The organism is Paraburkholderia unamae, assembly GCF_003268775.1.
GTDB classification, from domain to species: Bacteria; Pseudomonadota; Gammaproteobacteria; order Burkholderiales; family Burkholderiaceae; genus Paraburkholderia; species Paraburkholderia unamae.
Genome location: NZ_QLSU01000022.1, coordinates 69,605 through 94,000, shown reverse-complemented (window position 1 = coordinate 94,000; position 24,396 = coordinate 69,605). Strand labels below are relative to the sequence as shown.

The 24,396-nt window shown below is 63.8% G+C and carries 30 protein-coding genes; 9 read left to right on the top strand and 21 right to left on the bottom strand.

All coding sequences use genetic code 11. The annotated features are described in order from the left end of the window. Positions 1 to 4 precede the first annotated feature (4 nt). The 3 genes from nifK to nifH form a co-directional block, all read right to left on the bottom strand. A complete protein-coding gene (gene nifK / locus C7401_RS30015; RefSeq protein WP_112175016.1) occupies positions 5 to 1,564 on the bottom strand; it encodes a nitrogenase molybdenum-iron protein subunit beta in 1,560 nt (519 codons plus the stop codon). A 90-nt stretch (positions 1,565 to 1,654) separates the two neighbouring features. After that, positions 1,655 to 3,118, bottom strand: a complete 1,464-nt coding sequence (gene nifD / locus C7401_RS30010) for a nitrogenase molybdenum-iron protein alpha chain (protein WP_112175015.1) — start codon at positions 3,116 to 3,118, stop codon at positions 1,655 to 1,657. 107 nt (positions 3,119 to 3,225) lie between these two features. Further along, on the bottom strand, positions 3,226 to 4,107 hold the full coding sequence (nifH, locus tag C7401_RS30005) for a nitrogenase iron protein (protein ID WP_112175014.1): 882 nt from the start codon (positions 4,105 to 4,107) through the stop codon (positions 3,226 to 3,228). Between the two features lie 394 nt (positions 4,108 to 4,501). On the opposite strand from nifH, the gene C7401_RS30000 reads away from it, so the two are divergent. The 9 genes from C7401_RS30000 to C7401_RS29960 all read left to right on the top strand — a co-directional run bounded on the left by C7401_RS30000 (position 4,502) and on the right by C7401_RS29960 (position 10,206). Then, the gene (locus C7401_RS30000) at positions 4,502 to 4,921 is read left to right on the top strand and encodes a group II truncated hemoglobin (RefSeq protein WP_112175013.1); all 420 of its coding nucleotides are present in this window, start codon (positions 4,502 to 4,504) and stop codon (positions 4,919 to 4,921) included. A gap of 80 nt (positions 4,922 to 5,001) precedes the next feature. Further along, positions 5,002 to 5,610 carry a hypothetical protein gene (locus C7401_RS29995; RefSeq protein ID WP_112175012.1) on the top strand — a complete coding sequence of 203 codons (609 nt, stop codon included), beginning with the start codon at positions 5,002 to 5,004 and terminating at the stop codon, positions 5,608 to 5,610. An 87-nt stretch (positions 5,611 to 5,697) separates the two neighbouring features. Further along, positions 5,698 to 6,321, top strand: coding sequence for an ankyrin repeat domain-containing protein (locus C7401_RS29990; protein ID WP_112175011.1), 624 nt, complete (start codon positions 5,698 to 5,700; stop codon positions 6,319 to 6,321). 17 nt (positions 6,322 to 6,338) lie between these two features. Next, positions 6,339 to 7,982: a nitroreductase family protein gene (locus tag C7401_RS29985; protein WP_112175010.1), complete on the top strand. Its 1,644-nt coding sequence runs from the start codon at positions 6,339 to 6,341 to the stop codon at positions 7,980 to 7,982. Then, entirely contained in the window at positions 7,979 to 8,740 is a 762-nt protein-coding gene (locus C7401_RS29980; RefSeq protein ID WP_112175009.1) for an ankyrin repeat domain-containing protein, read from the top strand. Before C7401_RS29985 ends, C7401_RS29980 begins: the two co-directional genes overlap by 4 nt. Positions 8,741 to 8,750: 10 nt before the next feature. Then, positions 8,751 to 9,185: a thioredoxin domain-containing protein gene (locus C7401_RS29975; RefSeq protein ID WP_112175008.1), complete on the top strand. Its 435-nt coding sequence runs from the start codon at positions 8,751 to 8,753 to the stop codon at positions 9,183 to 9,185. 19 nt (positions 9,186 to 9,204) lie between these two features. Continuing rightward, positions 9,205 to 9,441 (top strand): FmdB family zinc ribbon protein, encoded by a 237-nt coding sequence (locus C7401_RS29970; protein ID WP_112175007.1) that lies wholly within the window; start codon positions 9,205 to 9,207, stop codon positions 9,439 to 9,441. A 76-nt stretch (positions 9,442 to 9,517) separates the two neighbouring features. After that, positions 9,518 to 9,955 (top strand): Ohr family peroxiredoxin, encoded by a 438-nt coding sequence (locus tag C7401_RS29965; RefSeq protein ID WP_112175006.1) that lies wholly within the window; start codon positions 9,518 to 9,520, stop codon positions 9,953 to 9,955. Continuing rightward, positions 9,952 to 10,206, top strand: a complete 255-nt coding sequence (locus C7401_RS29960; RefSeq protein WP_112175005.1) for a hypothetical protein — start codon at positions 9,952 to 9,954, stop codon at positions 10,204 to 10,206. Before C7401_RS29965 ends, C7401_RS29960 begins: the two co-directional genes overlap by 4 nt. A 348-nt stretch (positions 10,207 to 10,554) precedes the next feature. Here the strand turns inward: C7401_RS29960 and C7401_RS29955 are convergent, their stop codons facing one another. The 18 genes from C7401_RS29955 to nifA all read right to left on the bottom strand — a co-directional run bounded on the left by C7401_RS29955 (position 10,555) and on the right by nifA (position 24,257). After that, entirely contained in the window at positions 10,555 to 10,926 is a 372-nt protein-coding gene (locus tag C7401_RS29955) for a Fis family transcriptional regulator (protein WP_224043835.1), read from the bottom strand. Positions 10,927 to 11,269: 343 nt separating this feature from the next. Further along, positions 11,270 to 11,644, bottom strand: coding sequence for a hypothetical protein (locus C7401_RS29950; RefSeq protein ID WP_112175004.1), 375 nt, complete (start codon positions 11,642 to 11,644; stop codon positions 11,270 to 11,272). Beyond that, positions 11,641 to 13,260: a flavin monoamine oxidase family protein gene (locus tag C7401_RS29945; RefSeq protein ID WP_112175003.1), complete on the bottom strand. Its 1,620-nt coding sequence runs from the start codon at positions 13,258 to 13,260 to the stop codon at positions 11,641 to 11,643. Before C7401_RS29945 ends, C7401_RS29950 begins: the two co-directional genes overlap by 4 nt. A 12-nt stretch (positions 13,261 to 13,272) precedes the next feature. Then, positions 13,273 to 13,569: a 2Fe-2S iron-sulfur cluster-binding protein gene (locus C7401_RS29940; RefSeq protein ID WP_112175002.1), complete on the bottom strand. Its 297-nt coding sequence runs from the start codon at positions 13,567 to 13,569 to the stop codon at positions 13,273 to 13,275. Between the two features lie 45 nt (positions 13,570 to 13,614). After that, entirely contained in the window at positions 13,615 to 14,466 is an 852-nt protein-coding gene (locus C7401_RS29935) for an SIR2 family NAD-dependent protein deacylase (RefSeq protein WP_112175001.1), read from the bottom strand. A gap of 12 nt (positions 14,467 to 14,478) precedes the next feature. Continuing rightward, the gene (locus C7401_RS29930; protein WP_112175000.1) at positions 14,479 to 15,642 is read right to left on the bottom strand and encodes a DegT/DnrJ/EryC1/StrS family aminotransferase; all 1,164 of its coding nucleotides are present in this window, start codon (positions 15,640 to 15,642) and stop codon (positions 14,479 to 14,481) included. Continuing rightward, complete coding sequence (locus tag C7401_RS29925; RefSeq protein ID WP_112174999.1) at positions 15,629 to 15,910, bottom strand: hypothetical protein; 282 nt, start codon at positions 15,908 to 15,910, stop codon at positions 15,629 to 15,631. The genes C7401_RS29930 and C7401_RS29925 overlap by 14 nt, the downstream gene beginning before the upstream one ends. A gap of 1 nt (position 15,911) precedes the next feature. Continuing rightward, positions 15,912 to 16,130, bottom strand: coding sequence for a putative nitrogen fixation protein NifT (gene nifT / locus C7401_RS29920; protein WP_042270809.1), 219 nt, complete (start codon positions 16,128 to 16,130; stop codon positions 15,912 to 15,914). Between the two features lie 27 nt (positions 16,131 to 16,157). Beyond that, on the bottom strand, positions 16,158 to 17,306 hold the full coding sequence (locus C7401_RS29915; RefSeq protein ID WP_112174998.1) for a cysteine desulfurase family protein: 1,149 nt from the start codon (positions 17,304 to 17,306) through the stop codon (positions 16,158 to 16,160). Between the two features lie 22 nt (positions 17,307 to 17,328). Next, on the bottom strand, positions 17,329 to 17,625 hold the full coding sequence (locus C7401_RS29910) for a DUF3024 domain-containing protein (RefSeq protein ID WP_112174997.1): 297 nt from the start codon (positions 17,623 to 17,625) through the stop codon (positions 17,329 to 17,331). A gap of 104 nt (positions 17,626 to 17,729) precedes the next feature. After that, positions 17,730 to 18,005: a nitrogen fixation protein NifZ gene (locus tag C7401_RS29905; protein ID WP_110387924.1), complete on the bottom strand. Its 276-nt coding sequence runs from the start codon at positions 18,003 to 18,005 to the stop codon at positions 17,730 to 17,732. Beyond that, the gene (locus C7401_RS29900) at positions 18,002 to 18,412 is read right to left on the bottom strand and encodes a nitrogen fixation protein NifZ (protein ID WP_112174996.1); all 411 of its coding nucleotides are present in this window, start codon (positions 18,410 to 18,412) and stop codon (positions 18,002 to 18,004) included. The genes C7401_RS29905 and C7401_RS29900 overlap by 4 nt, the downstream gene beginning before the upstream one ends. After that, complete coding sequence (locus tag C7401_RS29895) at positions 18,405 to 19,241, bottom strand: 4Fe4S-binding leucine-rich repeat protein (RefSeq protein ID WP_112174995.1); 837 nt, start codon at positions 19,239 to 19,241, stop codon at positions 18,405 to 18,407. Before C7401_RS29895 ends, C7401_RS29900 begins: the two co-directional genes overlap by 8 nt. Then, on the bottom strand, positions 19,238 to 19,837 hold the full coding sequence (locus tag C7401_RS29890) for a hypothetical protein (RefSeq protein ID WP_112174994.1): 600 nt from the start codon (positions 19,835 to 19,837) through the stop codon (positions 19,238 to 19,240). Before C7401_RS29890 ends, C7401_RS29895 begins: the two co-directional genes overlap by 4 nt. A 15-nt stretch (positions 19,838 to 19,852) precedes the next feature. Continuing rightward, positions 19,853 to 20,248, bottom strand: coding sequence for a HesB/IscA family protein (locus tag C7401_RS29885; protein WP_112174993.1), 396 nt, complete (start codon positions 20,246 to 20,248; stop codon positions 19,853 to 19,855). 68 nt (positions 20,249 to 20,316) lie between these two features. After that, positions 20,317 to 20,511, bottom strand: a complete 195-nt coding sequence (locus C7401_RS29880) for a 4Fe-4S binding protein (RefSeq protein WP_112174992.1) — start codon at positions 20,509 to 20,511, stop codon at positions 20,317 to 20,319. Between the two features lie 62 nt (positions 20,512 to 20,573). Next, complete coding sequence (gene nifB / locus C7401_RS29875) at positions 20,574 to 22,175, bottom strand: nitrogenase cofactor biosynthesis protein NifB (RefSeq protein ID WP_112174991.1); 1,602 nt, start codon at positions 22,173 to 22,175, stop codon at positions 20,574 to 20,576. Positions 22,176 to 22,544: 369 nt separating this feature from the next. Beyond that, a complete protein-coding gene (nifA, locus tag C7401_RS29870; RefSeq protein WP_112174990.1) occupies positions 22,545 to 24,257 on the bottom strand; it encodes a nif-specific transcriptional activator NifA in 1,713 nt (570 codons plus the stop codon). Positions 24,258 to 24,396: the final 139 nt, after the last annotated feature.

The following is a 24,396-nucleotide window of genomic DNA, read 5'->3' as shown; positions in this document are numbered from 1 at the left end:
CCAATCAACGGATGATGTCGTAGCTGTAGTCCGTCTTCGCGGCTACGATCGTGTTCGCGTCGAGGGTCTCGAAGAACTCGTCGAGCAACATCACGAGCGTGCGCAGCGCGCCATCGTAGCCCCACGTCGGATAGCGGTGATAGTGGTGACGGTCGAAGATCGGGAACACCATTCGGATCAGCGGTGTTTTCGTGTCGCGTTCCAGGTACTTGCCGTACGTGTTGCCGATCAGAAAGTCCACCGGCTCCGTGAAGAGCAGCGAGCGCATATGCCACAGGTCGCGCTTCGGATAGACCTTGCAGCCGGCGCCGTACGGCGATGCATCGAAGAGCGCCTGCACCTTCCCCGCCCAGGCGTCGTTGCCGTTGGTCGCGAGCACGTGCGCCGGTTCCGCGCCAAGCTCAAGCAGGAACTGCGTGTAGCCGAGCATCTGGTCCGGATCGCCATACAGGGCGAAGCGCTTGCCGTGCAGGTGCGCCTGGCTGTCCGCCATCGCATCGACGAGTTGACCGCGCTCCTTTTCGAGCGCTGCGGGAATCGGCTTGCCGGTCACGCGCGAGATTTCCATCAGGAAGCGATCGGTTCCCGCGACGCCGACAGGCGCGTTCAGCACAACGACTTCCTGCCCGTGCTCCGCGATGAACTTGCTGGTCTTCTCGCAGCAATATTCCTGAAACACAAACGTCGCTTTCGCGTGCAACGCCTGCTCGACCTCCTCCTTCGTCGTGCCGCCTTCATACATGCGAAATTCACCGTCGGTCGGCGTGTTCCACGTCTCGGACGGATCGCAGATCACATTGACCTTCACTCCGAACAGTCCGAAGATCCGCCGGATTTCCTTCATGTTGCCGACCACGAAGCCGTCGAAGCCGCCAATGAAGTTCACGCTGTCGTCCTGCACGCGCACCAACGGCTGCGTCGTACCTGCCTTGCCGTCCCAGAAATGCTTGAGAATCCCGAGCAGTGCGTTGTCGTAGCCGGTCACGTGACTGCCGACGAACGCTGGCGTGTGCGCGAACGGAACGTCATATTCTTCCGGCACACTGCCCTTCTGCTTGCTGTTCTTGATGAACGCGTCGAGGTCATCGCCGATCACCTCCGCCATGCAGGTGGTCGATACCGCGATCATCTCAGGCTTGTACAGGTTGTATGCGTTCGCGAGCCCGTCGATCATGTTATTCAGCCCTCCGAACACTGCGGCATCCTCGGTCATCGACGAACTGACACACGAGGTGGGCTCCTTGAAGTGCCGCGAGAAATGCGAACGGTAGTACGCGACACAGCCCTGCGAACCGTGCACGAAGCTGAGCGTCTTGTGAAAGCCGTTCGCCACGTATACCGCGCCCAGCGGCTGGCATGCTTTCGCCGGATTGACCGTCAGCGAATCGCGGGCAAAATTCTTCTGCCTGTAATCTTCAGTCTTCGTCCATTCAACCACCTGCTTGACGGTTTCGTCCGGATGGTTGAATTCGAAATTCTCTTTTTTTGTGCGAAAGATTTCCTGGTATTCCGGCTCGCGGAACAGCAGTTCGTGATCGAGAATCTTGTCGGCAGATTGTGGCATGGCGAAACTCCTGAATCGATATCGATGGGGTCGGCGACCGAAGCGGCAGCCTCGCTGGCCGCCGACCGCTTGCGCCTGGAAAAGGGTTTTTTATGCGGCGTTTTTCCACGGCGCCTTCGCGAGACTCCACACCGGGCTCGAGATCGCCATGTCCATGTCGCGCGCGAAGATCGCGAAACCGTCGTAGCCGTGATAAGGGCCAGAATAGTCCCAGCTGTGCATCTGGCGGAACGGCACGCCCATCTTCTGGAATACGTACTTCTCCTTGATGCCCGAGCCGACAAGGTCCGGCTGCACCTGCTCGACGAACTTCTCGAATTCGTAGCCGGTCACGTCGTCATAGATCAACGTGCCATCCTTCACGTAGTGCGTCGTGCGCTGATAGTCGTCGTTGTGGCCGAATTCGTAGCCAGTGCCGACGACGTCCATGCCGAGGTCCTCGTAGGCGCCGATCACGTGGCGCGGGCGTAGCCCACCCACAAACAGCATTACTTTCTTGCCCTCCAGGCGCGGCTTGAACTTCGCGATCACCGCGTCCACCAACGGGCGGTACTTCTGGATAACCTTCTCGGCATTCGCCTTGATCGTCTCGTCGAAGTGGCTAGCGATCTCCCGCAGGCTCTTCTCAATCATCGTGGGGCCAAAGAAGTTATATTCGACCCACGGAATGCCATACTTCTCTTCCATGTGCCGGCTGATATAGTTCATCGAACGGTAGCAATGCAGCACGTTCAACTTCGCCTTCGGCGTGTTCTCCAACTCCGCGATCGAGCCGTCGCCCGACCACTGTGCGATCACGCGCAGGCCGATCTCCTCAAGCAGAATGCGACTTGACCACGCATCACCACCGATGTTGTAGTCGCCGATGATCGCAACGTCGTACGGCGTCGACTCGAATTCCGGGCGCTTTTCCGGATCCGTCTTGTCGAATACCCAGTCGCGGATCGCGTCGTTCGCGAGGTGGTGCCCCAGCGACTGGCTCACGCCGCGAAAGCCTTCGCAGCGCACCGGCACGATCGTGTGGCCCTCGTACTGCGTGCTCTTCTTCTTCGACACGGCCTCAATGTCATCGCCAATCAGACCGATCGGACACTCGCTCTGGATCGAGATGCCCTTGTTCAGCGGGAACAGTTCCTGAATCTCGTCGATGATCTTGTCGAGTTTCTTGTCGCCGCCGAACACAATGTCCTTTTCCTGGAAGTCCGACGTAAACTGCATCGTGACGAACGTGTCGATGCCGGTCGTGCCGATGTAGTAGTTCCGGCGCGCCGCCCACGAGTACTGGCCGCAGCCGACCGGACCGTGGCTGATGTGGATCATGTCCTTGATTGGGCCCCAGACGACCCCCTTCGAGCCGGCATACGCGCAGCCACGAATCGTCATCACTCCGGGCAGCGACTTGATATTGGATTTCACGCCACAGTCGGGCTTGCCTTCCTCGAAGGTGCCCAAATGCTTGGCGCGCCGCTTGGCCATTTTTTCGGGATAGGCCTTCAGCACTTCGTCGATCAGGGCCTTGTTCGCGGCCTTGCGCTCTTCAACCGTGGCGGTCATGGAATGCTCCATACTTGAGGATTGTGCATCGCTGGATGCCGGCCCGCGCGCACCGCCCGATACAGGCGATGCCAGCGATACGCGCGGGCGGGCGGCTCAGCGCGGGTTCAGGCGGACAGTTCGGCAGCCGTCTTGCCGACCTGCGATTCGTCGATGGATTTCATGATGCCGTGCTCCATCAGCAGGTCTTCGAGCTGATCCATCGTGATCGGCGTGGGGATCGTGCCGTTGCCCGCGTTGTTGTGCACCTTTTTCGCGAGCTGACGATACTCGTTCGCCTGGTTCGATTCGGGCGCGAACTCGATCACCGTCATGCGGCGCAGCTCCGCGTGCTGCACGATGTTGTCGCGCGGCACGAAGTGGATCAGCTTCGAACCGAGCATGCCGGCCAGCGCCTCGGCCAGTTCGAGCTCCTTGTCGGTCTGGCGCTCGTTGCACACGAGACCTCCAAGACGCACGCCACCGCTGTTCGCATACTTCAGAATGCCTTTCGAGATGTTGTTGGCCGCGTACATCGCCATCATCTCTCCCGACATCACGATGTAGATTTCCTGCGCCTTGTTTTCGCGAATCGGCATCGCGAAGCCGCCGCACACCACGTCACCGAGCACGTCGTAGGAGACATAGTCGACGCCGTCGTACGCGCCGTTCTCTTCGAGGAAGTTGATGGACGTGATGACACCGCGGCCGGCGCAGCCGACGCCCGGTTCCGGACCACCCGACTCGACGCAGCGGATGTCCTTGTAGCCGATCTTCATCACGTCCTCGAGTTCGAGGTCTTCCACCGAGCCGGCTTCTGCGGCAAGCGAGAGAATGGTGTCCTGCGCCTTCGCGTGCAGAATCAGGCGGGTCGAGTCGGCCTTCGGGTCACAGCCGACGATCAGGATCTTCTGCCCGAGTTCGGTAAGCGCCGCAAGTGTGTTCTGCGACGTGGTGGACTTGCCGATCCCGCCTTTGCCGTAAAAGGCGATCTGACGAAGTTTAGACATTGACGTTCTCCAGTTCTGGAAAGGTTGAAAGCTGGGTTAGAAATCAGGGTTGAGATTCAGGGCTGCAAAGCCGCGACCATGTCCTCAGCCTGCGGTGTCCGTATGGTCTTCTTCTGTCGAGTCACGCATCGGCCGGAGTGTGTCCGCGCGGACTGCTCCAGTGCAGCTTTCGTGCCAATTCAGAGCGAATCTTCGGAATCCCCGATAAACCGGACCTGTCACGCGTGTGCAGCGCCCCCGCCGCTCATACCGGGCGGGGACCGCAGTTGTCGGCTTCCCGACAAACCGTGCGCGTTTCGTCGCAAACAACACCGCCGCCGCGCGGCCTGGCCCACATATGCACGTCGGATCCGGCTCTTTTGTCGCTGGTACGTTTGTTGCACTCAAGGACGCCATGAACCCGCTCACGACTGCTGCCGTCGACGTACGACGCACCTCGACCCATTTCGATGCCATTGGCGGAGAGCCGGCGGTAACGCGCATCGTCGATGCGTTCTACCGGCATATGGACACGCGGCCCGACGCAAGCGACATTCGCGCTATGCATGCTCCGGACCTCGCGCCGGTAAAGACGGTGCTGGTCCGCTACCTGTGCGAATGGCTCGGCGGCCCAAAGCGCTATTCGGACGAGCGCGGACAACCGCGGCTGCGCATGCGCCACGCGGCATTCCCGATCGGAGCAGCCGAGCGTGATGCGTGGCTTTCCTGCATGCGTGCGGCGCTCGACGAAACAGGCATCGCCCCAGCGCTACGCGACGAACTGATGCACGCATTCCTCAGAATTGCAGACTGGATGCGAAACACCGGAACCTGATTCGCGATTCGCGCTTCTTTACCCAACGATTCTGGATATTTTCCGCCCGCCCCAACTTTTACGATGCAAAGGACTCCGTCATGACCGCCACGCTCGCCCGCAAGGAACTCGACGACACCGCATTCGCCCGCCTCGAACATGAAGGCCGGCTGCTCAATCCGGTTCTCAAGGGACTCACGAACCAGTTCGGCCGGGTCGGATTCCGCGGCGAACTGGCGTTGCGCTTCGCACCAAAGCTCGCCGACGAAGCGCGCCCACCCGAACTGACGTGCGATCAGGTCATGGCCGTTGCCTCGATCGGCGAGAAACATCTGCCGTTCTTCGCCGGCTGGCTGCTGAGCTTCGAATATCTGAAGGATGTCGCCGACGTGCTCGGTGACACGCTAAGCGCAGGCGGAAAATACTTTCTGTTCTGCGACAACATCGACCTGAGCAAACGCTACCAGGTACCGTACAAGGGCGCGATGTTCTACGTGCTGCCGATTCTCGAATCGACGGTCTATAACGAAATGCTCGAACTGCTCTACCTCGAGAAGAACGACCTGAAGAAAAAGGACACGGCCGGCAAGCTCGACGCGGTCGCCGATGCGGCAATCAAGTTCGATGTGACCTTCGACACGATCACCTACAGCGAAGGCCTCGAACTGATGGGACCGGTGCGCAACCCCAACGAAAACCGTCCCGTCTGACGATTTCCAGTGACCAGGCCGGGGATCGCCGCTTCGTCGCTCCCCGGCGACCCCACACTACCCCTTTTTCCGAGCCGGAGCGTGACCATGTCACTGCACACCGACACCGTCCCCTTCGTGCGCGAAAGCGGGAATCGCCGTCCTACGCCATCCTCGGACGCGAAGCCGCTGGGCGGCGTGCCCGCCGCGCTCGCGACATGGCTCTCAAACCACGACTTCCCCGATGCCCATTCGCGCGGCCTCGAAGGTACGACGCCGCTGATGCTTGCGGCGTTGCACGGCGATGATGGTCTGGTAGAGGCGTTGCTCGCCCACGGCGTTCGCGTCGACGCGCTCGACGACACCGGCAATCAAGCGCTCTGGTATGCGTGTCTTGGCGGAGCACCCGCGCCGATTCTGCGGCTGATCAACGAAGGCGCCGAGATCGACCACGCGAACGACGACGACATTACCTGCCTGATGCAGGCGGCGGCCAGCGGACGGGTCGAACTCATGCAACTCCTGCTCGCTCATGGCGCAAGCGAGGGTCTGTATGCGCCGGATGGACGAAACGCGCTCGACATGGCGGCGGAGCGCGGCTTCGAACTGCTCCGCGTGTCCCGCCGGTTAGGCGGCGGGACGAAAGACGCGCCCCGCGCGCCGGAGAGGCAACGCGCCGATCCGCAGCGTGGGGCAATCTCCGCCCATATGGCTGGAGACAAGGCTGCATGACGCAATGGAGGCCGGACATGCCGACCGGAAAACCATCTATCGTGCTCGGATACCATGAACGGACCAAGCACCGGCTGGAGCGCTATGCGGCCGGCCCCGAAACGCTGGACTGGGACGCCCAGCCCGACCCGTTCCGGCGGTTCGCGGGCGCGCCTGTCACGACACTGCCGCTGACGGCCGACGCCGATGACACACCCTGGGCCAACCTGTTTTCGCCGGGCGCCATTACGTCGCGCGCACCCACACTGGCAAGCGTCGGGCTGCTGTTCGAACTCTCGTTCGCCCTGTCGGCATGGAAACAAGCCGGACCGGATCGCTGGGCATTGCGCTGCAATCCGTCGAGCGGCAACCTGCATCCGACTGAAGTCTATCTGCTCACGAGCGGCATACCGGATATCGACGACGGCCTCTACCACTATGCATCGAAAGCGCACGCGCTCGAAAGACGCGCCCGCTTCGCCCCAGGCGACGCCGGCCTCGCCGGCGCGCGCATGCTGATCGGATTCAGCTCGATCTACTGGCGGGAGGCATGGAAGTACGGGGAGCGTGCGTTCCGCTATTGCCAGCTCGACATGGGTCACGCGACCGGCGCGCTGCGCTACGCAGCCGCAGTGACCGGCTGGAGGATCCGCGAAACCGGGCTGGACCATGCCACCATTGCAGCGCTGCTTGGCCTGGACCGCGAAGAAGACTTCGGCGACGCCGAGCACGAGGAACCCGAGGCCCTGTTCGAGCTGCTGCACGTGAACCCTGTCCTTCGCGGCAATGCACCCGCAGCGTGGCCCCGTGCGACAGCCTCATCGTGGCAGGGCCGCGCAAACCGGCTCGATCCCCGACCGATGTACCGCTGGCCCGCGATCAACGAGGTGGCCAGGAACTCGCGCCAGGCGGCGTGCGTTACCGCATCGCAGCCCGGCACAGCAAGGCGGAGCCTGTTGCCAGCCACCGCAGCGCGCGCTGCCACGCTGATCCGCGCACGCCGCAGCGCCCAGCGCTTCGATCCGCGCGCGCGGCTGGACGTGCTGCGCTTCTGGCCGATGATGGACGCGCTGATGCCTAGCGTCGGCGAGAACCTGGCGCCGGTCCCATGGGATACGTCGTCCGCGCCGGCACGCGTGCATGCGGTGCTGTTCGCGCACCGGATCAACGGTCTCGAGCCGGGCGCCTACCTGCTGCTACGCGATCCCGGTGCGCGGGACGGCCTGCAGAACGCCATGCCCGACCTCCCTCTGAAGCCGGTCAGCAACGCACCCGTCGGGATGCCGTTCCACCAGTTGGCGGCGAACCCCGCTCTAGCCCGGACGCTGCGCACGCTGAGCTGTCATCAGGCTATTGCCGCCGACGCGCTATTCGTCGTAGCGCTGCTGGCCGACCTGCGCACCGTATCCGTCGACGGTCCTGAACGCTACCGCGAGCTACTGCGCGAATCCGGCCTGATCGGCCACACGCTCTACCTCGAAGCGGAAGCCGCCGGACTGCGCGGCACCGGGATCGGCTGCTACTTCGACGATGCCGTGCACGAACTTCTCGGCCTCGACAGTGATCGGCCGGACCGCTGGCAGGTGCTCTACCACTTTAGCGTCGGCGTGCCGCTGGATGATCCCCGCATTGTCAGCGAACCGCCCTACCGTTGCAATCTTCCGCAGGAATACACGCCATGAACGGCCAGCGCACCTTTCGTCGCCTCACGGTCCATGAGCTCGACGCCTGGTTCGGCCAGCATCCGGATTCGCTGCTGCTCGATGCTCGTGACGCCGCGAGCCACGCTCGCGACGGCTTGCCGGGCTCGCTACGACTATCGCGCGAGAACCAGGACGCCCTGCTGCTCAAGACGGCGCGCAAGCGTCCCATCCTGATCTACTGCTATCACGGCAGGGCGAGCCAGACCTGGGCACGCATGTTCGCGGACTTCGGCTTTACGGAGGTCTGTGACCTGATCGGCGGCCAGACCGCCCTGGCCGCGAATCCGGCGAATCCGCCTGGCCAGCCCATACCGCCCGAACTTGCGAACTGGCTCGCTCACCAGGGCTTTGCCGGCCCCGACGGACGAGGCGCACACGAGAACACGCCGTTGATGGTGGCCGCATGGCGTGGCACGCACGATATGGTCGATGCGCTGCTCGCACACGGCGTGATACTCAATGCCGTCAACGCCGATGGCAACACGGCACTCTGGTTTGCCTGCGTGCACGGCGAGCCGGCCGGTGTCGAGCGGCTCGCTGGCGCAGGACTGCCGCTCGATCATACCAACGCCACCGGGGCCACCTGCCTCATGTATGCGGCCTCCTCGGGCAAGCACGATATCGTGCGCACACTGCTGGCACTCGGCGCCGATCCGCTCATCCGCACCCAGGACGACTTCACGGCACTTGATATGGCGGCCACGCTCGAGTGCCTGGAACTGCTACGCCCACGCTGAAGGCCCCATCATGGCTCATATTACGTTCTACGAAAAACCCGGCTGCGGCGGCAACGCGAAACAGAAGGCGCTGCTCGTCGCTGCCGGCCACACGCTGGAGGTTCGCAACCTGCTGCGCTGGCCGTGGACACCGAAAACGCTGTTTGCCTTCCTCGAGCCTCTGCCGGTGCGCGAATGGTTCAACCGCGCGGCGCCGGACGTCAAGTCGGGACGGATCGTCCCCGAATTGTTCGATGGCGTGGATGCGCTCGCACGGCTGCTCGCCGACCCGCTGCTGATCCGCAGACCGCTGATGGAAGTCGCCAATACACGCATGGTGGGCTTCGAAGCTGGCCGCGTGCACGAATGGGTCGGGCTCGGCGCGCATGCGCCGACCAGCGATGCTGCGCGACCGCTCGAAGGCTGCGCGGCGGCGACGGAAGACTGTACGGCATCCTCCACCTGATCTGCACGAGACTCTCACCATGCCTCTTTATGACTATCGATGCCAGGCCTGCGGCCAGCAATTCGAAACGCTGGTGCGCGCCGGCACGGCACCCGTTTGCCCTCACTGCGGCAGCTCCGCCCTGGACAAGCAGGTCAGCGCTCCGGTTGCGCCCGGACGCAGCAAGGCCATCATCGCATCCGCTCGCCGCCAGGCCGCGCGTGAAGGACACTTGAGCAATTATTCGGCCGCAGAACGCAGCAAGCTGCTGCGATAAATCTGCACAGCCACCATCTTGGATGAGACCAGAGTAAGGCGCTGAATCGCCCACTCCGGTCCACAGGAGAAGCCACATGGATCTCGTCTACAAAACCACCATGCTGACCCAGGGCGGACGGACCGGCCAGGTGCAGAGCGACGACGGTAGCCTCAAGCTCAAACTCACCGTGCCGCGGGAAATGGGTGGCAAGGAAGAGGGCATCAATCCCGAGCAACTCTTTGCCGCCGCGTTCGCCGCATGCTTCGAACATTCGGTACGGCATATCGCCCGACAGGACAGGCTGCCGCTGCGCGGCTGCTACATCGAGTCGACACTGTCGATGTACGTGAACTTCGAAGGGGCGTACCGGATGGCACTCAGCCTGACGGCTTTCATGGCTGGCACCTTCGATCAGCCCACCGCTGACAGCCTGATGGAGAGAGCGAAAGGCATCTGCCCATACGCCGACGCGACAAAAGGCAACATGACGCTCAACCTGAAGGCGGTGGTCGACATACCGGTAGCGACATGAGCCGGGCCGACGACGAGGCAACGGGGTATTTCATCGACTGGGACGGCAATGTCCGCCGGACCGGTGACCCGGGTGGCGGATACCAGTGCGGGATCGGCAGGGCCGCACGCTATGTCGGCATCACGACGCAATCCGGAACGCTCGTGCATGAGGCCACGTTCTACCGCGATCAGGATGCACTTGCGCGCGCCGGCATCAAGGCCTGCGTCGTCGCCGGCAGTCACCCATGGGGCAAGTGCAAGGACTTCTGAATCGCAAATGACGATGCCTCGCCCGATCTGCGAGATGACTCGACCGCCTCCGCATCGCGAAATCTGGCCGCCATCGATTTCCGCTCCCAGGTGAGCGCAATCGCGCCGCGCCTAAGGCCGCACCCGACCGGGCACAACAGCCAGCGGCTGCTCAAGCATCAGCGTCTGGATGACGCCGAGTACCTGGGCACTGTAACGTCGTCGCAGTCGTTCTCGTCTTTCTCGCGCCTACCACGTATGCGTCGAACAGTTCCCCGGCCAGCTTGCCACTGCGGCATGTGTTTTCGGTGCCAACCGCTCTCCACATCAAACCTGCAACTGCTTGCGGGGCCTCGCCTGCGGCGGCGTCTACGCCGCCTTTTGTATCAGGGCACTCGTTACTGCCGTCTTCGCAACCAGCTTCCACAGGCGCTCGGTCGCAAGCGTGACAGCCTGAAGCGGGGCACATGCAAGCTGCTGATCGTGCACCGCTAGCAATTGCCCCACGCTTGCATAGTCATCGTCGTCCGTGATGTGCCAGTCACCAGTCGTGTTGCCGCGTTGACTGCACCTTGCCAGTGCCGCTTCGATCTGCTCGAATCGTTCTGGATCCCCGTCTCCGTATCCCGCTTCGTGGAGAAACTCGGCAAGAAACAGGATCTCGACCAGCCTCGATGCCATGCGGCCATCACCGTGACCGGTGCGCAACGCTTCCAGCATCAGATGATACTCGAGCGACATACGATCGAGTCTGGCTCGGGGCATGGGCAACTGCAAAGCCTTACAGCGGGGGGAAGCGAACGGGCGTTGGGTCATGTCTGCAAAGCGCGATAGCGGTGAACCGGGTTGCAAGTCGGGGCATGACGGCATTGCCATATCCAGACTCAAGGGCCGAAGCCACGTCATCAACCGGACGGCAAGGGCTGGAGCGTTGTCCGCCATAGCGGTGAAGCGACACAGAATCCGGTGAAGATAAATACGCATCAATTTTTTAGGCCGGGCAGCCGGCCCCCGGTGCCTGCCTTTCCGGCACCGGCACCGTGAATCGGGCGGCGAGCGTTGCAGCGCAGGATCAGCCGGTCGTTCATGGCGTCATCTGAAACAGCGCGCCCTGGCTCTGCCGATGCACACGCAGCCACAGCAGCGTCGCTGGAACCAGCGACTCGCAGGCAAACCACAGCGCGTCGTCCATTGCTGTGCCAGCCTGCGACTTCAGTTGCGCACGCATCCATCTCCAGCCGTCCCAGTCAATTTCCGGCATCGCGGCCCGAATCCGGGGACTCAACCCGTCAGCGCCGTCAGCCAGACGCGTTAGTTGCCGATGCACCTCCTGGCGTGTAAGCCGCGAACACAGCAGCTCGTCGCGTGTCAGTCCTTCGATCAGCGTGACCACTACAATCCCCGACTGCTCGACGATCGCAAGGCGCGCGCTGTCTTCAATCGCACTGACACCACTCATGCCGACTCCTGCATGAAGCCCGTATGTGTCACTGCATCGACGAGACGCTCGTTCAACGTCAGTGCGAACTCGCGCCAGGCGGCCGCCAGATCCAGTGCGATCACGCGCTGCAGTTCTGCGTCAGGCTGATGCTCTTCCGGGAAATTCGACAATGCGCACGACGTTGCGTTGAATTCCAGCGCCCAGTCCAGCAGTTTGCGGTTCCAGCCCTGGAACGCAGCGAGCAGCTTCGGCGTCAATCCATGCCGACCGAGATGCACCGGCCCGGCGTCGCCCGAGTTGAGCACCGGCATCAGAGCGTCGATCGCTGCCAGCGTTTCGCTGTAGACCTGCTCGACCGTAGCCAGAAGGGCATGCTGGGTCAGTTGCGCGGTAGACTGGCTCGACATCAGGCGCGTGACGTGCTGCCGGTAGTGCGCCGGTGCCGATTCGCGGCAACCGGACACCGTCGCGATGAAACTTGCCACGGCTTCTTCCATCGTGACCGGCATGCCTGCCATCGCGCGCTGACCGCCAGGCAGAACCAGCGCCCGGGTGATGCGCGCCGCAGCGTCCAGCGCGCCCTCCATGTGGCCCGCTCCGTGACCCGCCGTCTCGCTGCCCCCAACGTACAACCGGCCGCCCAGCCAGCCGCCACGCAGCGCCGGGTCGGCCTGCGGCCATGCGGGCAGGCTTTCCCTGTCCGCATCGCTGCAGGTCCAGGCTTCGCCTGCCCAGTCGAGTCGATACGACTGACCGCAATGCGCCTCAACCCCGTACAATTGGGCCAGCTGGCTTTCGATCAACAGGGGCAAGCCGCGCTCGAAATTCCTGCGCTGCGATGCGTTAAGCGCAAGAAAACCGCCTAGCGCCCCCGCATCAGTGGCTCCATCGCTCGCATCAAACACCTCACCCAGCGTCGCCTGAACATGCCGCACGAACGCGCTGCCCGAGTGGCCTGCGGTCCGCCAGAACGGCCGGTCATACGTCGTCAGCGACTTCGCGGCCGCCGCCATCCAGGTGGGCGTCGCCGCGAGCAGATCGGCCAGCGGCGTCGGCAATGGTGGATCGAACGCGACACGCTCGTGAACGAGGCGCGGTGGCAGCGCGAGCACGACCCGCCGGGCACGCAACGTGGAAGCGCGATCGCCGTGCACCACCTGCAATTCGAACCACGCGCCGCGATCGTGGACCATGCGAAGCGCGTGGCCCGTCAGGATGTGCTCCCGCGGCACCGCGGCCGCCAACGCCTCGACCAGACGCACGGCCCCGCCCACGATGCGGCAGGCGCCAGCATGGATACCACCGGGTTCCTCACGCCGCTCAGGCTCCCGGTTCGGGTCCGTCAGCCAGAGCGCATCTCCGGGGTCGGATTGTGGCACGCTCTCCAGCCCGAGCTCCGTAAGCAACGCGGCAATACGCGGCTCAGTGTCGGGCCAGAACCATGTCGGGCCGAGGTCCAGCGCCTGGCCCGTTACCTCACAACGCCGCGTCAACACCCGGCCGCCCAGGCGCTCGCGCGCCTCGACGAGCAGGAACGGCAAACCCTGGCCATGCAGCGTGCGCGCCAGCGCGAGGCCGCACAGCCCTGCACCGACGATAACGACCTCAAGCACCGGAACTTCGTTGGCGGCCATGATGCCCCCGAGTCAGACGAAGCCGAGCAGCTCGACGGTCACGGGTTCCTCGCCGAGGACTACCTGGCACGCCAGGCGCGATTTCGAGCCCACCCCGACGATCGAGTCGAGCTTCTCGTTTTCCACGCGCTGAATCTTCGAGAGACTCTTGCGCCCTTCCTGGACGAACAGGTGGCACGCTCCGCATTCGGCCTTGCCGTCACACTTGTGCGCGATGGCCTCTCCTGTTTCGAGCAGAGCTTTCAGCAGGCTGGTGCCTGCCGCTACGTCATAGGTTTTGCCCGAGGGCAATACGGTGAGTGTCGTCATAATGGTTCTTGCGCGGTGTCGTAGTGAGTCAAATCGGGAACTGGCTCAGGCGGCCAGGGCGGGTTGCAGCGCGCTCACTAGTTCGTCGGCGAAGGCCGCAAGCGGCATGGCAATGCGGGTGATCCGCTGTTCGTCCAGAAAACGCGCCTCCATGCGGGTGGGCTCGTCGGGCAGCACTGCCCAGTGGGTGTCAGAGGAGCGCTTCATGATCTGGCGCGCGAAGCTGCGCGCGAGCTGGTCATCGAAGCGGCAGCCGAGAAAAAGGAAGCTGCGTCCCGTTCGCCACGCCTGCACGGCAGACGGAATCGGCGTCTGGATATCAATTTCGGTCAGCACTTCTACATAATCGCTGTCCGACACAAGATAGTTGGCGGCAGGGGCGCGGGCGCCGATCGGCCTGTAGAGCAGCGCCCCTGCCGCAGGTACATCGGCAAGTGGCCCGCCGCTCGGGTCGTAAGCGCCGAACCATTGACCGAAGTGCTCGGATTGCGACAGCCCCTGCACCTGTGCCCAGCAGCCGTGCGCACGCGCATCAGCCAGCGCCGTCGCGAAGGTGTCGTCGTACCAGCAGTCGACGTACAGTCCCGCGCCGCTCGCGGCCAGGGCCCGGTGCAGTGCAGACGGCGTGGGCGCCGACGCGAACGCCTCGTTCATGATGCTCACCACCGACTTGCGGTGCTTGAAGTTCTCGATAAACTGCGCGGCCTGCGTGAGCCGGTTGCGGATCTTGTGCGGCACGGAAACGCGAGCCGTCATGATCTGCGCAAGCGCATCCGGTGTCGCCGGTACACGTGCATCCGGGCACAGCGCGAGCATACCCGGGCCGAGGTACGGGATCACGCTGCCAGCCTCGATCTGGCTGGCGATGGTGTCGACGGAAACAGGACAAAGGCTCATAGGTCGTATACCTCAGAGATAGATGGCGGCGCCCGCGCCGACGTTCGTCGCCGTGTCTTTCAATGTCTTGACGATGTATTTCACCTGGTCGGCGTCAAGCTGGCTGTGCAGCGGCAGCGCGAGCGCGCGGTCGCCGATGCGCTCGGTGTCGGGCAGCACACCACGCTTGCGTCCGATCGCGTCGCCCGCGCTCATGTAATGGAACTGTTCGTGCAGTGGTTGGCTGTAAGCTGCCGTCTCGATACCGCACGATTTCATGTCGTCGATCATCTGCGCACGAGCGCTCTGCGTGAAACGCTTGCCAAGATGCACGACGTAGAGCATCCAGTGCACCTCCTCGACGTCTTCAGCCAGATACGGCGGCTTGATGCCCTCGAAGCTCTGCATCTGCTCGTGATACAAGGCCTCCACCTGCTTGCGCCGCGCAAGACGCTCGTCGACCCCCGCCAGTTGCGCGAGCCCGAGCGCCGCGGTCAGCTCGCTCATGCCCGCCTGCAACGGCACCCGGGATCCGACTGAAACCGATTCGCGGTCCGCAACCCGCCGTTGACGCAGGTAACGCAACTCGTGCGCGAGGCCCTCGTCATCCGTGACAAGCATCCCGCCTTCGCCCGCACATAAAGCCGAAGGCGCCGAGAAGTCGAATAGCGACACATCGCCAAACGTGCCGACACTGCGCCCCCTGTAGCGCGAACCGAGCGCCTCGGTGCTGTCCTCAATCAGCCGCAGGCCGTGTTCCCCGGCGAGATCGCGCAGCGGCCCCCAGGCGGCCGGATGCCCGTTAGTGTTGCCAGCGAGGATCGCGCGCGTGCGCGGACTGATCTTCTGACGCGCCTTCTCGACGTTCAGGCACCCGCTCCAGTAGTCGATGTCGGCGAATACCGGCGTGGCGCCCGCCAGCGTGATCGCCTGTGCGACCTGATGCCATGTATGCGATGCGCAGATCACCTCGTCGGTCTCACCGATACCCAACCCGCGCAGCGCGATCCACGCTCCGAGGGTGCCGCTCGCGACCGCGATCGCGTGCGCTCGCCCGCTCCAGCCAGCGAACGCGGCCTCGAACGATTCGAGCATCGGCCCGCTGCTCCAGCGCGACGATTGCAGCACGGCATTCACGAGTTCGATCTCGCGCGCCCCACACTCTGGCTCGCTCAACGTAATTTCATCGATCTCCATCACTGGCCCCGCCCTCCGTGAAGATCAGCATTTCAGCCTCATCCGCCTGCCCCGTGACTGACACGCACATCCCGTCCAGCCTCGCGTAATAGACACGGCGCTCGCCGAACTGCAATGCGGGCGTTTCGTCATGCATCTCGGATGCACTGATGCGCATGGTCCGCACGCCGGGAAAACGCTCCCGCCAACGTGCCGCCGCATCCGGCAGCGTGGGAGCCGTGCGAATCGCGTCGGCAATGGCTCGTACCTGTTCCTCGCTCAGACTCATGTCACTCCTCCGCGGCGGCAATCCGCCGCGCCTCCACGGTGATGGGCAGCGCGGTGTCGTCCGCCATCTCGGGCAATTCAAGCTGCCAGCCATTTCCAAGGGTCACGAGACCGCCCCACATACGGGGCGACGCCATCGCAACGATCGGTTCCTCCAGGTCCTTCTTCGGTACATAAGCGCTCAGCACGCCCTTGCTATCCTTGCGGATCATGACTTTCACGACGGACACTCCAGGGTTCGTGGGGGGTTATGCTGCTTGAGAGGCGCAAGTTCCAAGCAGCGGCGCAAGCAACGGCGGCAACGCGGCCAGCAGGTACTCGATGTCACGCGCCGTGGTGGTTTCGCCGAGCGACAGCCGCACGGCTGCCAGCGCCTCGTCGCGCGGCACGCCCATCGCAGCGAGCACGTGCGAAGGCTCGCTGCCGCCTGAAGAGCAAGCCGCACCGGACGACGCCGACACGCCCAGTTGCTCCATGCGCTGCAGGACCACGTCCGCTGGCAGAAGGCCAAATCTCAGATAGCTGGTGCCCGCAATACGCGGCGCGCACGCGGAGAACACATGCATGTCCGGCAACGCACGTTGCAGTCCGCGTTCTAGCGTGTCGCGCAACTGTGCAACCCGGGTAGCCTCAGTTTCGATATCGCCAAGCCGGTCAAGCGCTGCCGCAAACCCCGCAATCGCGGGCAGGTTTTCTGTGCCGCCGCGCCGTCGCCGCTCCTGACTGCCCTGCATTTGCGGCACCAGCGTGCTCCCCTGCCGCAGCAACAACGCGCCAATGCCCTTCGGCCCTCGCAGCTTGTGCGCGGAGAGCGAAACTGCGTCGGCGCCGAACCGCGCGAAATCGAACGGCACCTTGCCGATGAACTGGGTCGCATCGACATGCAACCGAGCGCCTGCGGCATGCGCGAGTGCACGCACTTCGTCGACCGGCATGCGCACGCCCGTCTCGTTGTTCACCGCCATCAACGACACGAGTGCGACGTCCGTGCCGATCAGCCGGGCCGCACTGTCCAGATCGAGTGTGCCGTCCGGATTCATGCCGATGAAGTCCACGGGAACGCCTTGCGTCTCAAGCGCCCTTGCGAGTGCGAGATGGCCCGCATGCTCGACCGCGCTGAACACAATCCGCCGGCGTTCGCAGCCAGCGGCCGCATGCAGGCCGAGCACGGCCAGATGGTTCGCTTCGGTAGCGCCGCTCGTGAAAATCACCTCGGTGGGCTTGCAGCCCAGTCGGCGAGACACCGTTGCGCGCGCGGCCGCGAGCGCCCGCTTCGCCTGCTGTCCACGCGGATGCTGCGAGGAAGCATTGCCCCAGACGTCGGTCAGCACCGACAGCATGGCCTGCACAACACCCGGTGCGGGCGGCGTCGTTGCGTTGTGGTCGAGATAGATCATCACAGACTCCAGGATTCGCCCTTCAAGGCCAGAACACGCGCGCGGCATCCACGCACAGGAGATCCAGCAGCATCGGCAGGTCCAGACTCGCGCACTGCTCCACCCAGCGACTCGCCTCATGGTCGCGCGCATGCAGACGCCACATGTCATTCATGTCTCGCGCGAGCCACGCGATATCGATGACACCACCGTGCGGCTCGACGTTGCGCGAGCAACACGGGCTCTCGACGCGATAACCATCCTGCTCGCGCACCACACGCGGCTGCACATAGCGATAGCGCAGCCGGTTGCGCAGCGCCCGCTCGATCTGGTGCAGCATGAAATCGGCTACCGGCGTCCCTGTGGCGCATCCTCCACCCGGCCCGTACGCGGCTTTCCGGTCGTTCGGCTCAACGATGCTCACGGTCCGGTCCGGCCACATCGTCACGCGCCCACCCCGTCTTCCGGCAGCAGACCGGCCGGCGCAGGCGCGATCTCGTCCTCGGTGCAACCGACCACCTGCCGGCCGAATTCCACCAGATACACAGGCTCGCCAGTCTCCACCACCTGTCCCACATTGACAATTTCACCCAACGCGCCTGCCGTCACGAGGCACTCGCCATCCTTGCGGCCGGGATAGCTGCCGTCGTTGGACAAATCGTCCAGCGCGACGACGCGCAACCCCCACGAATAAGCTGGCTGGAGCGGCTCGATGTTCATTGCGCACGACCCTCCGTTTCTTTGCCCGCCGATGTACCGCGGGCTGCATCGCCTTCATTCGCGGCTTCACCGGTGCCGATCGTACGCAGCCTGACGGCGCGCTCGCCAAGCCGCGCCAGCACGTCGTCGGGCAGGTTGTCGAGCGTGCACAGTTCCTTCGCCCGCATGCCAACCCGGTGGCCGGTCACGACGAAATCAACCGCATAGATATAGAACTGCTGTAGGAAGGTGTTGATACTGGTGACGTAACCGATATCGCCCTTGTTCACCAGCACCTCGCCGATATCCTTGCCGTTATACGTGCCGTCGTTGCGGATCACCGAGCGCGCGATCACCCGCTCGCCGAAGCTGAAGCGAGGGGGAAACGCAACCTCGATCGCGTCGTCATCGCGGTTGATGTCACCCATGTCCGGCTCCTTCGAACGATCGGACCGTATCGTCCGGCGCCGATACGGCTCTGGACGGCCACAGCCGCTCGCGCGCCATCGCACAAACTTCCGCGTCGGCATCGTCGAGCAAAGTCCTCAACACACGTGGATCCGCGCGGCATGCCACCTCCCACCGCACGCGCCAGTCCGGGTCGTCGATCAACTGCCCCAGCAACGACGGCGGCAGACGCGCTGCAACGACGCGGCGCACCTCGGCTTCCCCGTCGCCCGCAAAGCGCAACAAGGCGGGCATGTCGATGCGCTCGGCCACGCGAACTCTCACCACCCAGTCCGGATCGCTCGCCATCAGCGGCAGCAGCGCAACCGGCAAACGCCGGGCAACCCACTCGCGCACGCCGTAGTCCGGGTCCGTGCGCAGGGTCGCGAGCGTGGCCGGGGCGAGCCGTTGCGCGACGCGAATCCGCACTTCACGGTGCGGGTCATCTGCGAGCCTCACGAGGTGCGCTTGTGGTAACCGCAGCGCCAGTTGAAGGCGCACGGTCTCGTCCGGATCACTAATCATCGCGGGAAGCCTGAATATGTCCGCATGGCGCGCCGCGATCGCCCGCACTTCGAAGTACGGATGTTCAAGATGTGCATCGCCCAACTCCGGATGCCAGCGGAAGAAGCGGTCGATGCGGCGCGCGTACGCGTCCTGCACGCACGCATGGCCTGGCTCGCACCCGGCGGCGCCCGGCACCGCGCGTAGCGCCGCATGCGCGCACACAGAGCAGTCGACCTGACCACCCTGCCAGTGGAGAGAAGGAATGTCGCCCTCGGGCGCGCGAGCGTGGTTCAGGGTGCTCATAACGGCAACCCCGCCCAGCCGCGCGAAGGATGCGCAGACGAGGTGAACGCGTCGTCCGCATCGTCGTCGCCCTCGTGTCGGGCCAGCACGTGAGCGAGCAACGCACCGCCCAGCACGTCGTCGGGATCGAGCCAGCGCAGTTCGGCCAACCGGGCGCGGGCTGCCTGTCGCTCGCCGAGTCGCAGTTGCAGGTAGGCGAGGCCCTTGAGCGTGAAGAGATAAAAGCGCACGGCCGCGTCGTGACGTACGGCGTCCCCTGTCGGCGGGATGGCGCCGAAACCTGCCCCGAGCGCGCGACGTGCAACTGCCAGTGCCTCTTCTCCCGCACTGCGCGCCTGCGCCAGCCGATGCCCGTAAAAATGAAAGCGGTACAACGCAATCAGCGGCGCAGGGTGCCCCGGCGCGTCGGCACGCGCACGCTCCAACAGCGCCACCGCATCATCCGGGCGATCGCGCAACTGGCCCGCGGCGTCGATCAGCGCGGTAGCCTGGGCTGGCAGAGCACCGCCCAGGGCGCACCTGGCAAACGTCGCCAACGCGTCCGCAATACCACCGGCGCCACCGTCAGAAGTAACACCCTGCTCACGAAGATCCATGCTGTCGCTCCGGCTTCAGGAAACGAGCGGCCGTCCGCCGCGACCTATCGCGCCGACGTCGATGCGTGCCACACCCGGCTCACTCGCCCCGGCACTGCTGCACGCGCACGGTGCCTGGTTCGGATTCGCGAACGTCAGCCCCGACTGTGTCGGCGTGTCGACGAAGTCGATCGTGACGCCCTCTAGCAACAGGCGGCTCTCGGCCGGCAGGAACAGGCGCAGACCGTTGACCTCCACCGCTTGCTCGCCTGGCTGCGCCTGCGGCTGTGCACTGAACTCAGCGTTGTAGCCCGAACAACCGCCTGGGCTCACGAGGAGGCGGACACCGGCGCCAGCCGGCAACCCCGAGAAACGTACGATACGGCGCATGAACTTCTCGGCTGCGGGAGTAAGAATGACATTGGGCAGCATGATGCGGTTTTTCTCCAGTTGGGTGAACGCCCCTTCCTGCGCTGCGCGGTATGCGCGGCGAGGCCCGCTCAGACCTGGACGATGCAGCCGTCCACCGGGCACACGGCCACGCATTGCGGCGCGTCGAAGTGTCCTTCGCATTCCGTACATTTTTTTGGGTCGATCACGAAGATGCCACCCTTCTCGCTAATGGCAACGTTCGGACACTCCGGCTCACACGCCGAGCAGCCGGTACAGGTCGAGGCAATGATTTTCAGGGCCATGGGGACACTCCTTGTAATGATGATCTTGTGACTCGCGCCGGGCGCGACGCTTGCGTTACTGCTCAGGCAGCCGCCCCCGCGGCAGCGCCCGTGAACGCGCCCTGCCGGATCGCTGCGTCGCCGCGGTCCTCGTGCACGATCGAGCCACTCGCAATGCGGCCGCGATAGTCGTTGAACCAAGCGAGTGCCGCCTTCTCGATGAACTCGCCGACGTACTGGTCTACCGGCTCGATGCCGGCCTGCGAAAGCTCATCGCGCGGACACGCGCCGATCTTCGCAACGAGCACCGCGTGACAGTCGTTGATCGCGCGCACAACCGACGGCAACTGCTCGTCGTCGCCGTAGCCGCCCTGGCAGTACAGATCCACGCGGCGATGACCAACAAAGAGGGCTTGCGCAGCGCTCACCTCGAAGATCTGGAACTCGGTGACATGGCCGAAGTGCTCGTTGACACGCCCGCCGCCCTTCGTTGCGACCGCCACCAGTACCTTCAGGTCGTCGGCCACGTCGATCGCCCGGGCGGCGGCGAGCGCTTCCTGCTTCGCCGCATGCTGCGCCTCGCGTTCCGCCTCCACGCGATCCTGATATTCGCGGCGCCGGTCGAGGTCGTAGACCACTTCCATCTGCTCGATCTTGTCGAGCGTGAACTCTTCGCTGCGATCCTCACCGAGCAGGCCGACCGCGTCGGCACGACACTGGCGACAGTGACGCATCAGGTTTGCGCCGCCCATGCAGGCATCCTGTACGGCCTTCAGTTCCTGCGCGCTCGGGCCGCGCTGGCCGTTTAGCCCGAAGTACGTTCCGTGCTCTGCCTCGGAAATGAGCGGCATGATGTTATGCAGGAATGCGCCGCGCTTCTTTACTTCGCGATTGACTTCGATCAGATGTTCGTCGTTGATACCAGGAATCAGCACCGAATTAATCTTGGTGAGCACGCCTCGAGCAGTGAGCATCTCGAGTCCCTTCATCTGCTGCTCGTGCAGGATTCGGGCGGCCTCGTAGCCGGTCACGCGTTTGTGTTCCCAAAAGATCCACGGATAGATCTTCTCGCCGACCGCAGGATCGACCATGTTGATCGTGATCGTCACGTGGTCGATGTTGTATTTGCAGATCTCGTCGACCAGATCGGGCAACGCAAGCCCATTGGTCGACAGACATAGCTTGATGTCGGGCGCCTGCTCCTGGAGCATGCGGAACGTGTCGAACGTTTTTTTCGGGTTCGCCAGTGAGTCGCCCGGACCGGCAACGCCCAGCACGGTCATTTGCGGGATCTCGCTTGCCACTGCGACTACCTTTTTCACGGCCTGCTCAGGGGTAAGCTTCTGTGAAACCACACCCGGACGCGACTCGTTCGAGCAGTCGTACTTACGATTGCAGTAGTTGCACTGGATATTGCAGGCGGGCGCGACGGCCACATGCATACGCGCGTAGTGGTGATGCGCCTCTTCCGAATAGCACGGGTGGTTCTTGACCTTCTCCCACACGTCAGGCGGCATGTCGTTGGGACCACCCGACGTGCCACAACTCGCCTTGCCGTCGCCGCCGTGAGTACCGCAGCCGCCACCGGTTGCGGGTCCTTCGATCGTCGCGCCAAGGGGCTTGATCTGCCCGATGCCGATATAGGCGGCAGCGGGCAGCAGGCTTGCGTTCGCGCTATCTTGCATGGAACTCTCCTCGCAACCGACAGTGGCCACGTGCAAGGCTTAAAGCCAGATCCATGCCATATGGAAAGTGTCCGCCTCAACAGCGGTTTGACCGCCTTCCTGTATATTTTGTCGGCGATGCACAGGGTTCAAATCCAACAAGAACCGCGTCGTCTGTCGCTGTTCCGACAAAGCTCACATCCGGCACCGCTGCGGTGGTCAGCGAGCCGCCGCCCGCACGCTGCGCAGGTTGCGACAACTCGCGCGCACGCTGCGCGGAACTTGTCGTCGAAAAGGAATAGGTGCACCGGGTGACGCATGTCGGACTACCGGTGCCTTCGATCTCATCGCGCAAGAGTGCCCGGCGTCCATGCCGCGGGCGGTAGCCGGCTAGAAGCGGCGAACCTCGATGCCGTATTTGTGCAGTGCGTAGCCGATCTGCCGAGGCGTGATCCGCAGCAGCCGCGCCGCCTTCGCCTGGACCCAGCCGCAGCGCTCCATTGCCCAGATGAGCCGCTCGCGCTCGCCTTCTGGCTTGTGCTCCTCGTCATCGACAAGCGGATTGCCGTCTGACGTGCCCCCCGAAAGTTCGTCATCGGCCGGCTCGCCGGGCATCGAGAACGGCGTGACGCGTTCATCGGAACCCGGGTGGTTGTGCCCGCCATGCGATGCAGGAATCTCGCGGATCGGAATGTCGGAAAGACGCACGGGATTAACTGCGTCCTCACGTTCGAGGTGATGCAGCACGCGAGTCAGACACCGGTCCTCCTGGCACAGAAAGGCAAGGCGGTCGATGATCTCGTGATGTGTCATCGTCGCGGTACGCTCAACGCAATTTTCCAGTTCCCGAACGTTGCCGGGCCAGTAACAACCGGTCAGCACGCGCATCGCGTCGGGACTGAAGCGCAGCGCGCGGCCATTGTCGCGATTGAACCGATCCAGGAAATACTGCGCCATTGCCGGAATGTCCTCGCGCCGCTCACGCAATGGCGGCAGCTGGATGCTGACCACGTTGATCCGGTAATACAGGTCGGCCCGGAACTCCCCCTCCTTCACCATTCGCTCGAGGTTTCGATTGGTCGCGAGAATCAGTCGTACATCGACCTTCACGGGCGTTGCGCCGCCCACCCGCTCGAATTCCCGCTCCTGCAACACGCGCAGCAGCTTCGCCTGAAACGACGGCGAAATGTCCCCGATCTCGTCGAGGAACAGCGTGCCGCCGTGCGCCAGTTCGAACCGGCCTTTGCGCTGACCCTGGGCGCCCGTGAAGGCCCCCTTTTCGTGTCCGAAGAGTTCGCTCTCGAGCAACGATTCTGTTAGCGCCGCACAATTCACCGAGATGAACGCGTGCTCGCTGCGCGGCGAGTGCCGATGAATCGATCGGGCAATCACTTCCTTGCCTGTGCCACTTTCGCCTCGCAGCAGCACCGTGGTTCGCGCTGGGGCCACCTGGTGAACCTGCGCGAAGATCTCCTGCATGGGCTCGGACACCCCCACTACCTGATCAAGCGCCTGAAACGGCTTGATCGTCTTCTGCATGCGACGTGCCTCTTCCTGCATCCGGTCGTGCGCGGCGCTCACGCTGCGATGAAGCTGCAACGCCTGGCCCATCAACGTCGACACGATCTTCATCAGGTGCAGGTCGCCAGCAAACCTGCGCGTGCCGCCCGGATTGTCGCAAAACACCGCAAGAACCCCGAGCGTGTTCCGTTCCTGCCGGATTGGCGTTGCGAGCAGCGCGACGTGAGCATTGGCGTCGCCCCCGGCGCTGCCTGTCCGGTCGAGAAATGCGGGTTCGTCGCGCACATCCGGCACGATCACGGGCATGCCGCTCTTGTAGACGCGCCCGACGATCCCCTCTCCCGGCAGAAACTGGACCCGCCGATGCTCATCGCCCGACAGGCCCGCGCTGCAAAGTCCATGCAGTTGCCCGTCGGACTGCGCCAGTACGACGAACGCACGCGTCCAGTCGAGAGCGTGCAACAGATATTGCAGCGACATCCGGAACGTCTGTGCGACATCCAGCGACGAAACGAGTGTCTTGCTGACTTCGTAGACCGCGTCGAGCTCACGACGGGCCTCGCTCGCACCTGACTTCTGCATGAATCCCTCCGCTCGTGCGATGGCCCGATCGCGGCACCACTGCGCAACAACAGCATGAGACGCGATAAAGCAAGAATCAGCCCATGCCAGACAAACATGCGTCTGAGTTTGCACTCGTGGCGACAAAGCCTACAAACGC

What these genes read in the sequence shown, in the direction of transcription:
- C7401_RS29915 (WP_112174998.1), bottom strand. Translation starts at nt 17,306, where the DNA reads ATGATCTATCTCGACCACAACGCAACGACGCCGCCCGCACCGGGTGTT.
- C7401_RS29990 (WP_112175011.1), top strand. Translation starts at nt 5,698, where the DNA reads ATGTCACTGCACACCGACACCGTCCCCTTCGTGCGCGAAAGCGGGAAT.
- C7401_RS29910 (WP_112174997.1), bottom strand. Translation starts at nt 17,625, where the DNA reads ATGCTGCACCAGATCGAGCGGGCGCTGCGCAACCGGCTGCGCTATCGC.
- C7401_RS29895 (WP_112174995.1), bottom strand. Translation starts at nt 19,241, where the DNA reads ATGAGCACCCTGAACCACGCTCGCGCGCCCGAGGGCGACATTCCTTCT.
- nifB (WP_112174991.1), bottom strand. Translation starts at nt 22,175, where the DNA reads ATGCAAGATAGCGCGAACGCAAGCCTGCTGCCCGCTGCCGCCTATATC.
- C7401_RS29950 (WP_112175004.1), bottom strand. Translation starts at nt 11,644, where the DNA reads ATGAGTGGTGTCAGTGCGATTGAAGACAGCGCGCGCCTTGCGATCGTC.
- C7401_RS29965 (WP_112175006.1), top strand. Translation starts at nt 9,518, where the DNA reads ATGGATCTCGTCTACAAAACCACCATGCTGACCCAGGGCGGACGGACC.
- C7401_RS29930 (WP_112175000.1), bottom strand. Translation starts at nt 15,642, where the DNA reads ATGGAGATCGATGAAATTACGTTGAGCGAGCCAGAGTGTGGGGCGCGC.
- C7401_RS29885 (WP_112174993.1), bottom strand. Translation starts at nt 20,248, where the DNA reads ATGCTGCCCAATGTCATTCTTACTCCCGCAGCCGAGAAGTTCATGCGC.
- C7401_RS29940 (WP_112175002.1), bottom strand. Translation starts at nt 13,569, where the DNA reads ATGACGACACTCACCGTATTGCCCTCGGGCAAAACCTATGACGTAGCG.
- C7401_RS29905 (WP_110387924.1), bottom strand. Translation starts at nt 18,005, where the DNA reads ATGAACATCGAGCCGCTCCAGCCAGCTTATTCGTGGGGGTTGCGCGTC.
- C7401_RS29890 (WP_112174994.1), bottom strand. Translation starts at nt 19,837, where the DNA reads ATGGATCTTCGTGAGCAGGGTGTTACTTCTGACGGTGGCGCCGGTGGT.
- C7401_RS29975 (WP_112175008.1), top strand. Translation starts at nt 8,751, where the DNA reads ATGGCTCATATTACGTTCTACGAAAAACCCGGCTGCGGCGGCAACGCG.
- C7401_RS29900 (WP_112174996.1), bottom strand. Translation starts at nt 18,412, where the DNA reads ATGGGTGACATCAACCGCGATGACGACGCGATCGAGGTTGCGTTTCCC.
- nifK (WP_112175016.1), bottom strand. Translation starts at nt 1,564, where the DNA reads ATGCCACAATCTGCCGACAAGATTCTCGATCACGAACTGCTGTTCCGC.
- nifH (WP_112175014.1), bottom strand. Translation starts at nt 4,107, where the DNA reads ATGTCTAAACTTCGTCAGATCGCCTTTTACGGCAAAGGCGGGATCGGC.
- C7401_RS29955 (WP_224043835.1), bottom strand. Translation starts at nt 10,926, where the DNA reads ATGTCGCTCGAGTATCATCTGATGCTGGAAGCGTTGCGCACCGGTCAC.
- C7401_RS29960 (WP_112175005.1), top strand. Translation starts at nt 9,952, where the DNA reads ATGAGCCGGGCCGACGACGAGGCAACGGGGTATTTCATCGACTGGGAC.
- C7401_RS29985 (WP_112175010.1), top strand. Translation starts at nt 6,339, where the DNA reads ATGCCGACCGGAAAACCATCTATCGTGCTCGGATACCATGAACGGACC.
- C7401_RS29995 (WP_112175012.1), top strand. Translation starts at nt 5,002, where the DNA reads ATGACCGCCACGCTCGCCCGCAAGGAACTCGACGACACCGCATTCGCC.
- nifD (WP_112175015.1), bottom strand. Translation starts at nt 3,118, where the DNA reads ATGACCGCCACGGTTGAAGAGCGCAAGGCCGCGAACAAGGCCCTGATC.
- C7401_RS29925 (WP_112174999.1), bottom strand. Translation starts at nt 15,910, where the DNA reads ATGAGTCTGAGCGAGGAACAGGTACGAGCCATTGCCGACGCGATTCGC.
- C7401_RS29880 (WP_112174992.1), bottom strand. Translation starts at nt 20,511, where the DNA reads ATGGCCCTGAAAATCATTGCCTCGACCTGTACCGGCTGCTCGGCGTGT.
- C7401_RS29935 (WP_112175001.1), bottom strand. Translation starts at nt 14,466, where the DNA reads ATGAGCCTTTGTCCTGTTTCCGTCGACACCATCGCCAGCCAGATCGAG.
- C7401_RS29980 (WP_112175009.1), top strand. Translation starts at nt 7,979, where the DNA reads ATGAACGGCCAGCGCACCTTTCGTCGCCTCACGGTCCATGAGCTCGAC.
- C7401_RS30000 (WP_112175013.1), top strand. Translation starts at nt 4,502, where the DNA reads ATGAACCCGCTCACGACTGCTGCCGTCGACGTACGACGCACCTCGACC.
- C7401_RS29945 (WP_112175003.1), bottom strand. Translation starts at nt 13,260, where the DNA reads ATGGCCGCCAACGAAGTTCCGGTGCTTGAGGTCGTTATCGTCGGTGCA.
- C7401_RS29970 (WP_112175007.1), top strand. Translation starts at nt 9,205, where the DNA reads ATGCCTCTTTATGACTATCGATGCCAGGCCTGCGGCCAGCAATTCGAA.
- nifA (WP_112174990.1), bottom strand. Translation starts at nt 24,257, where the DNA reads ATGCAGAAGTCAGGTGCGAGCGAGGCCCGTCGTGAGCTCGACGCGGTC.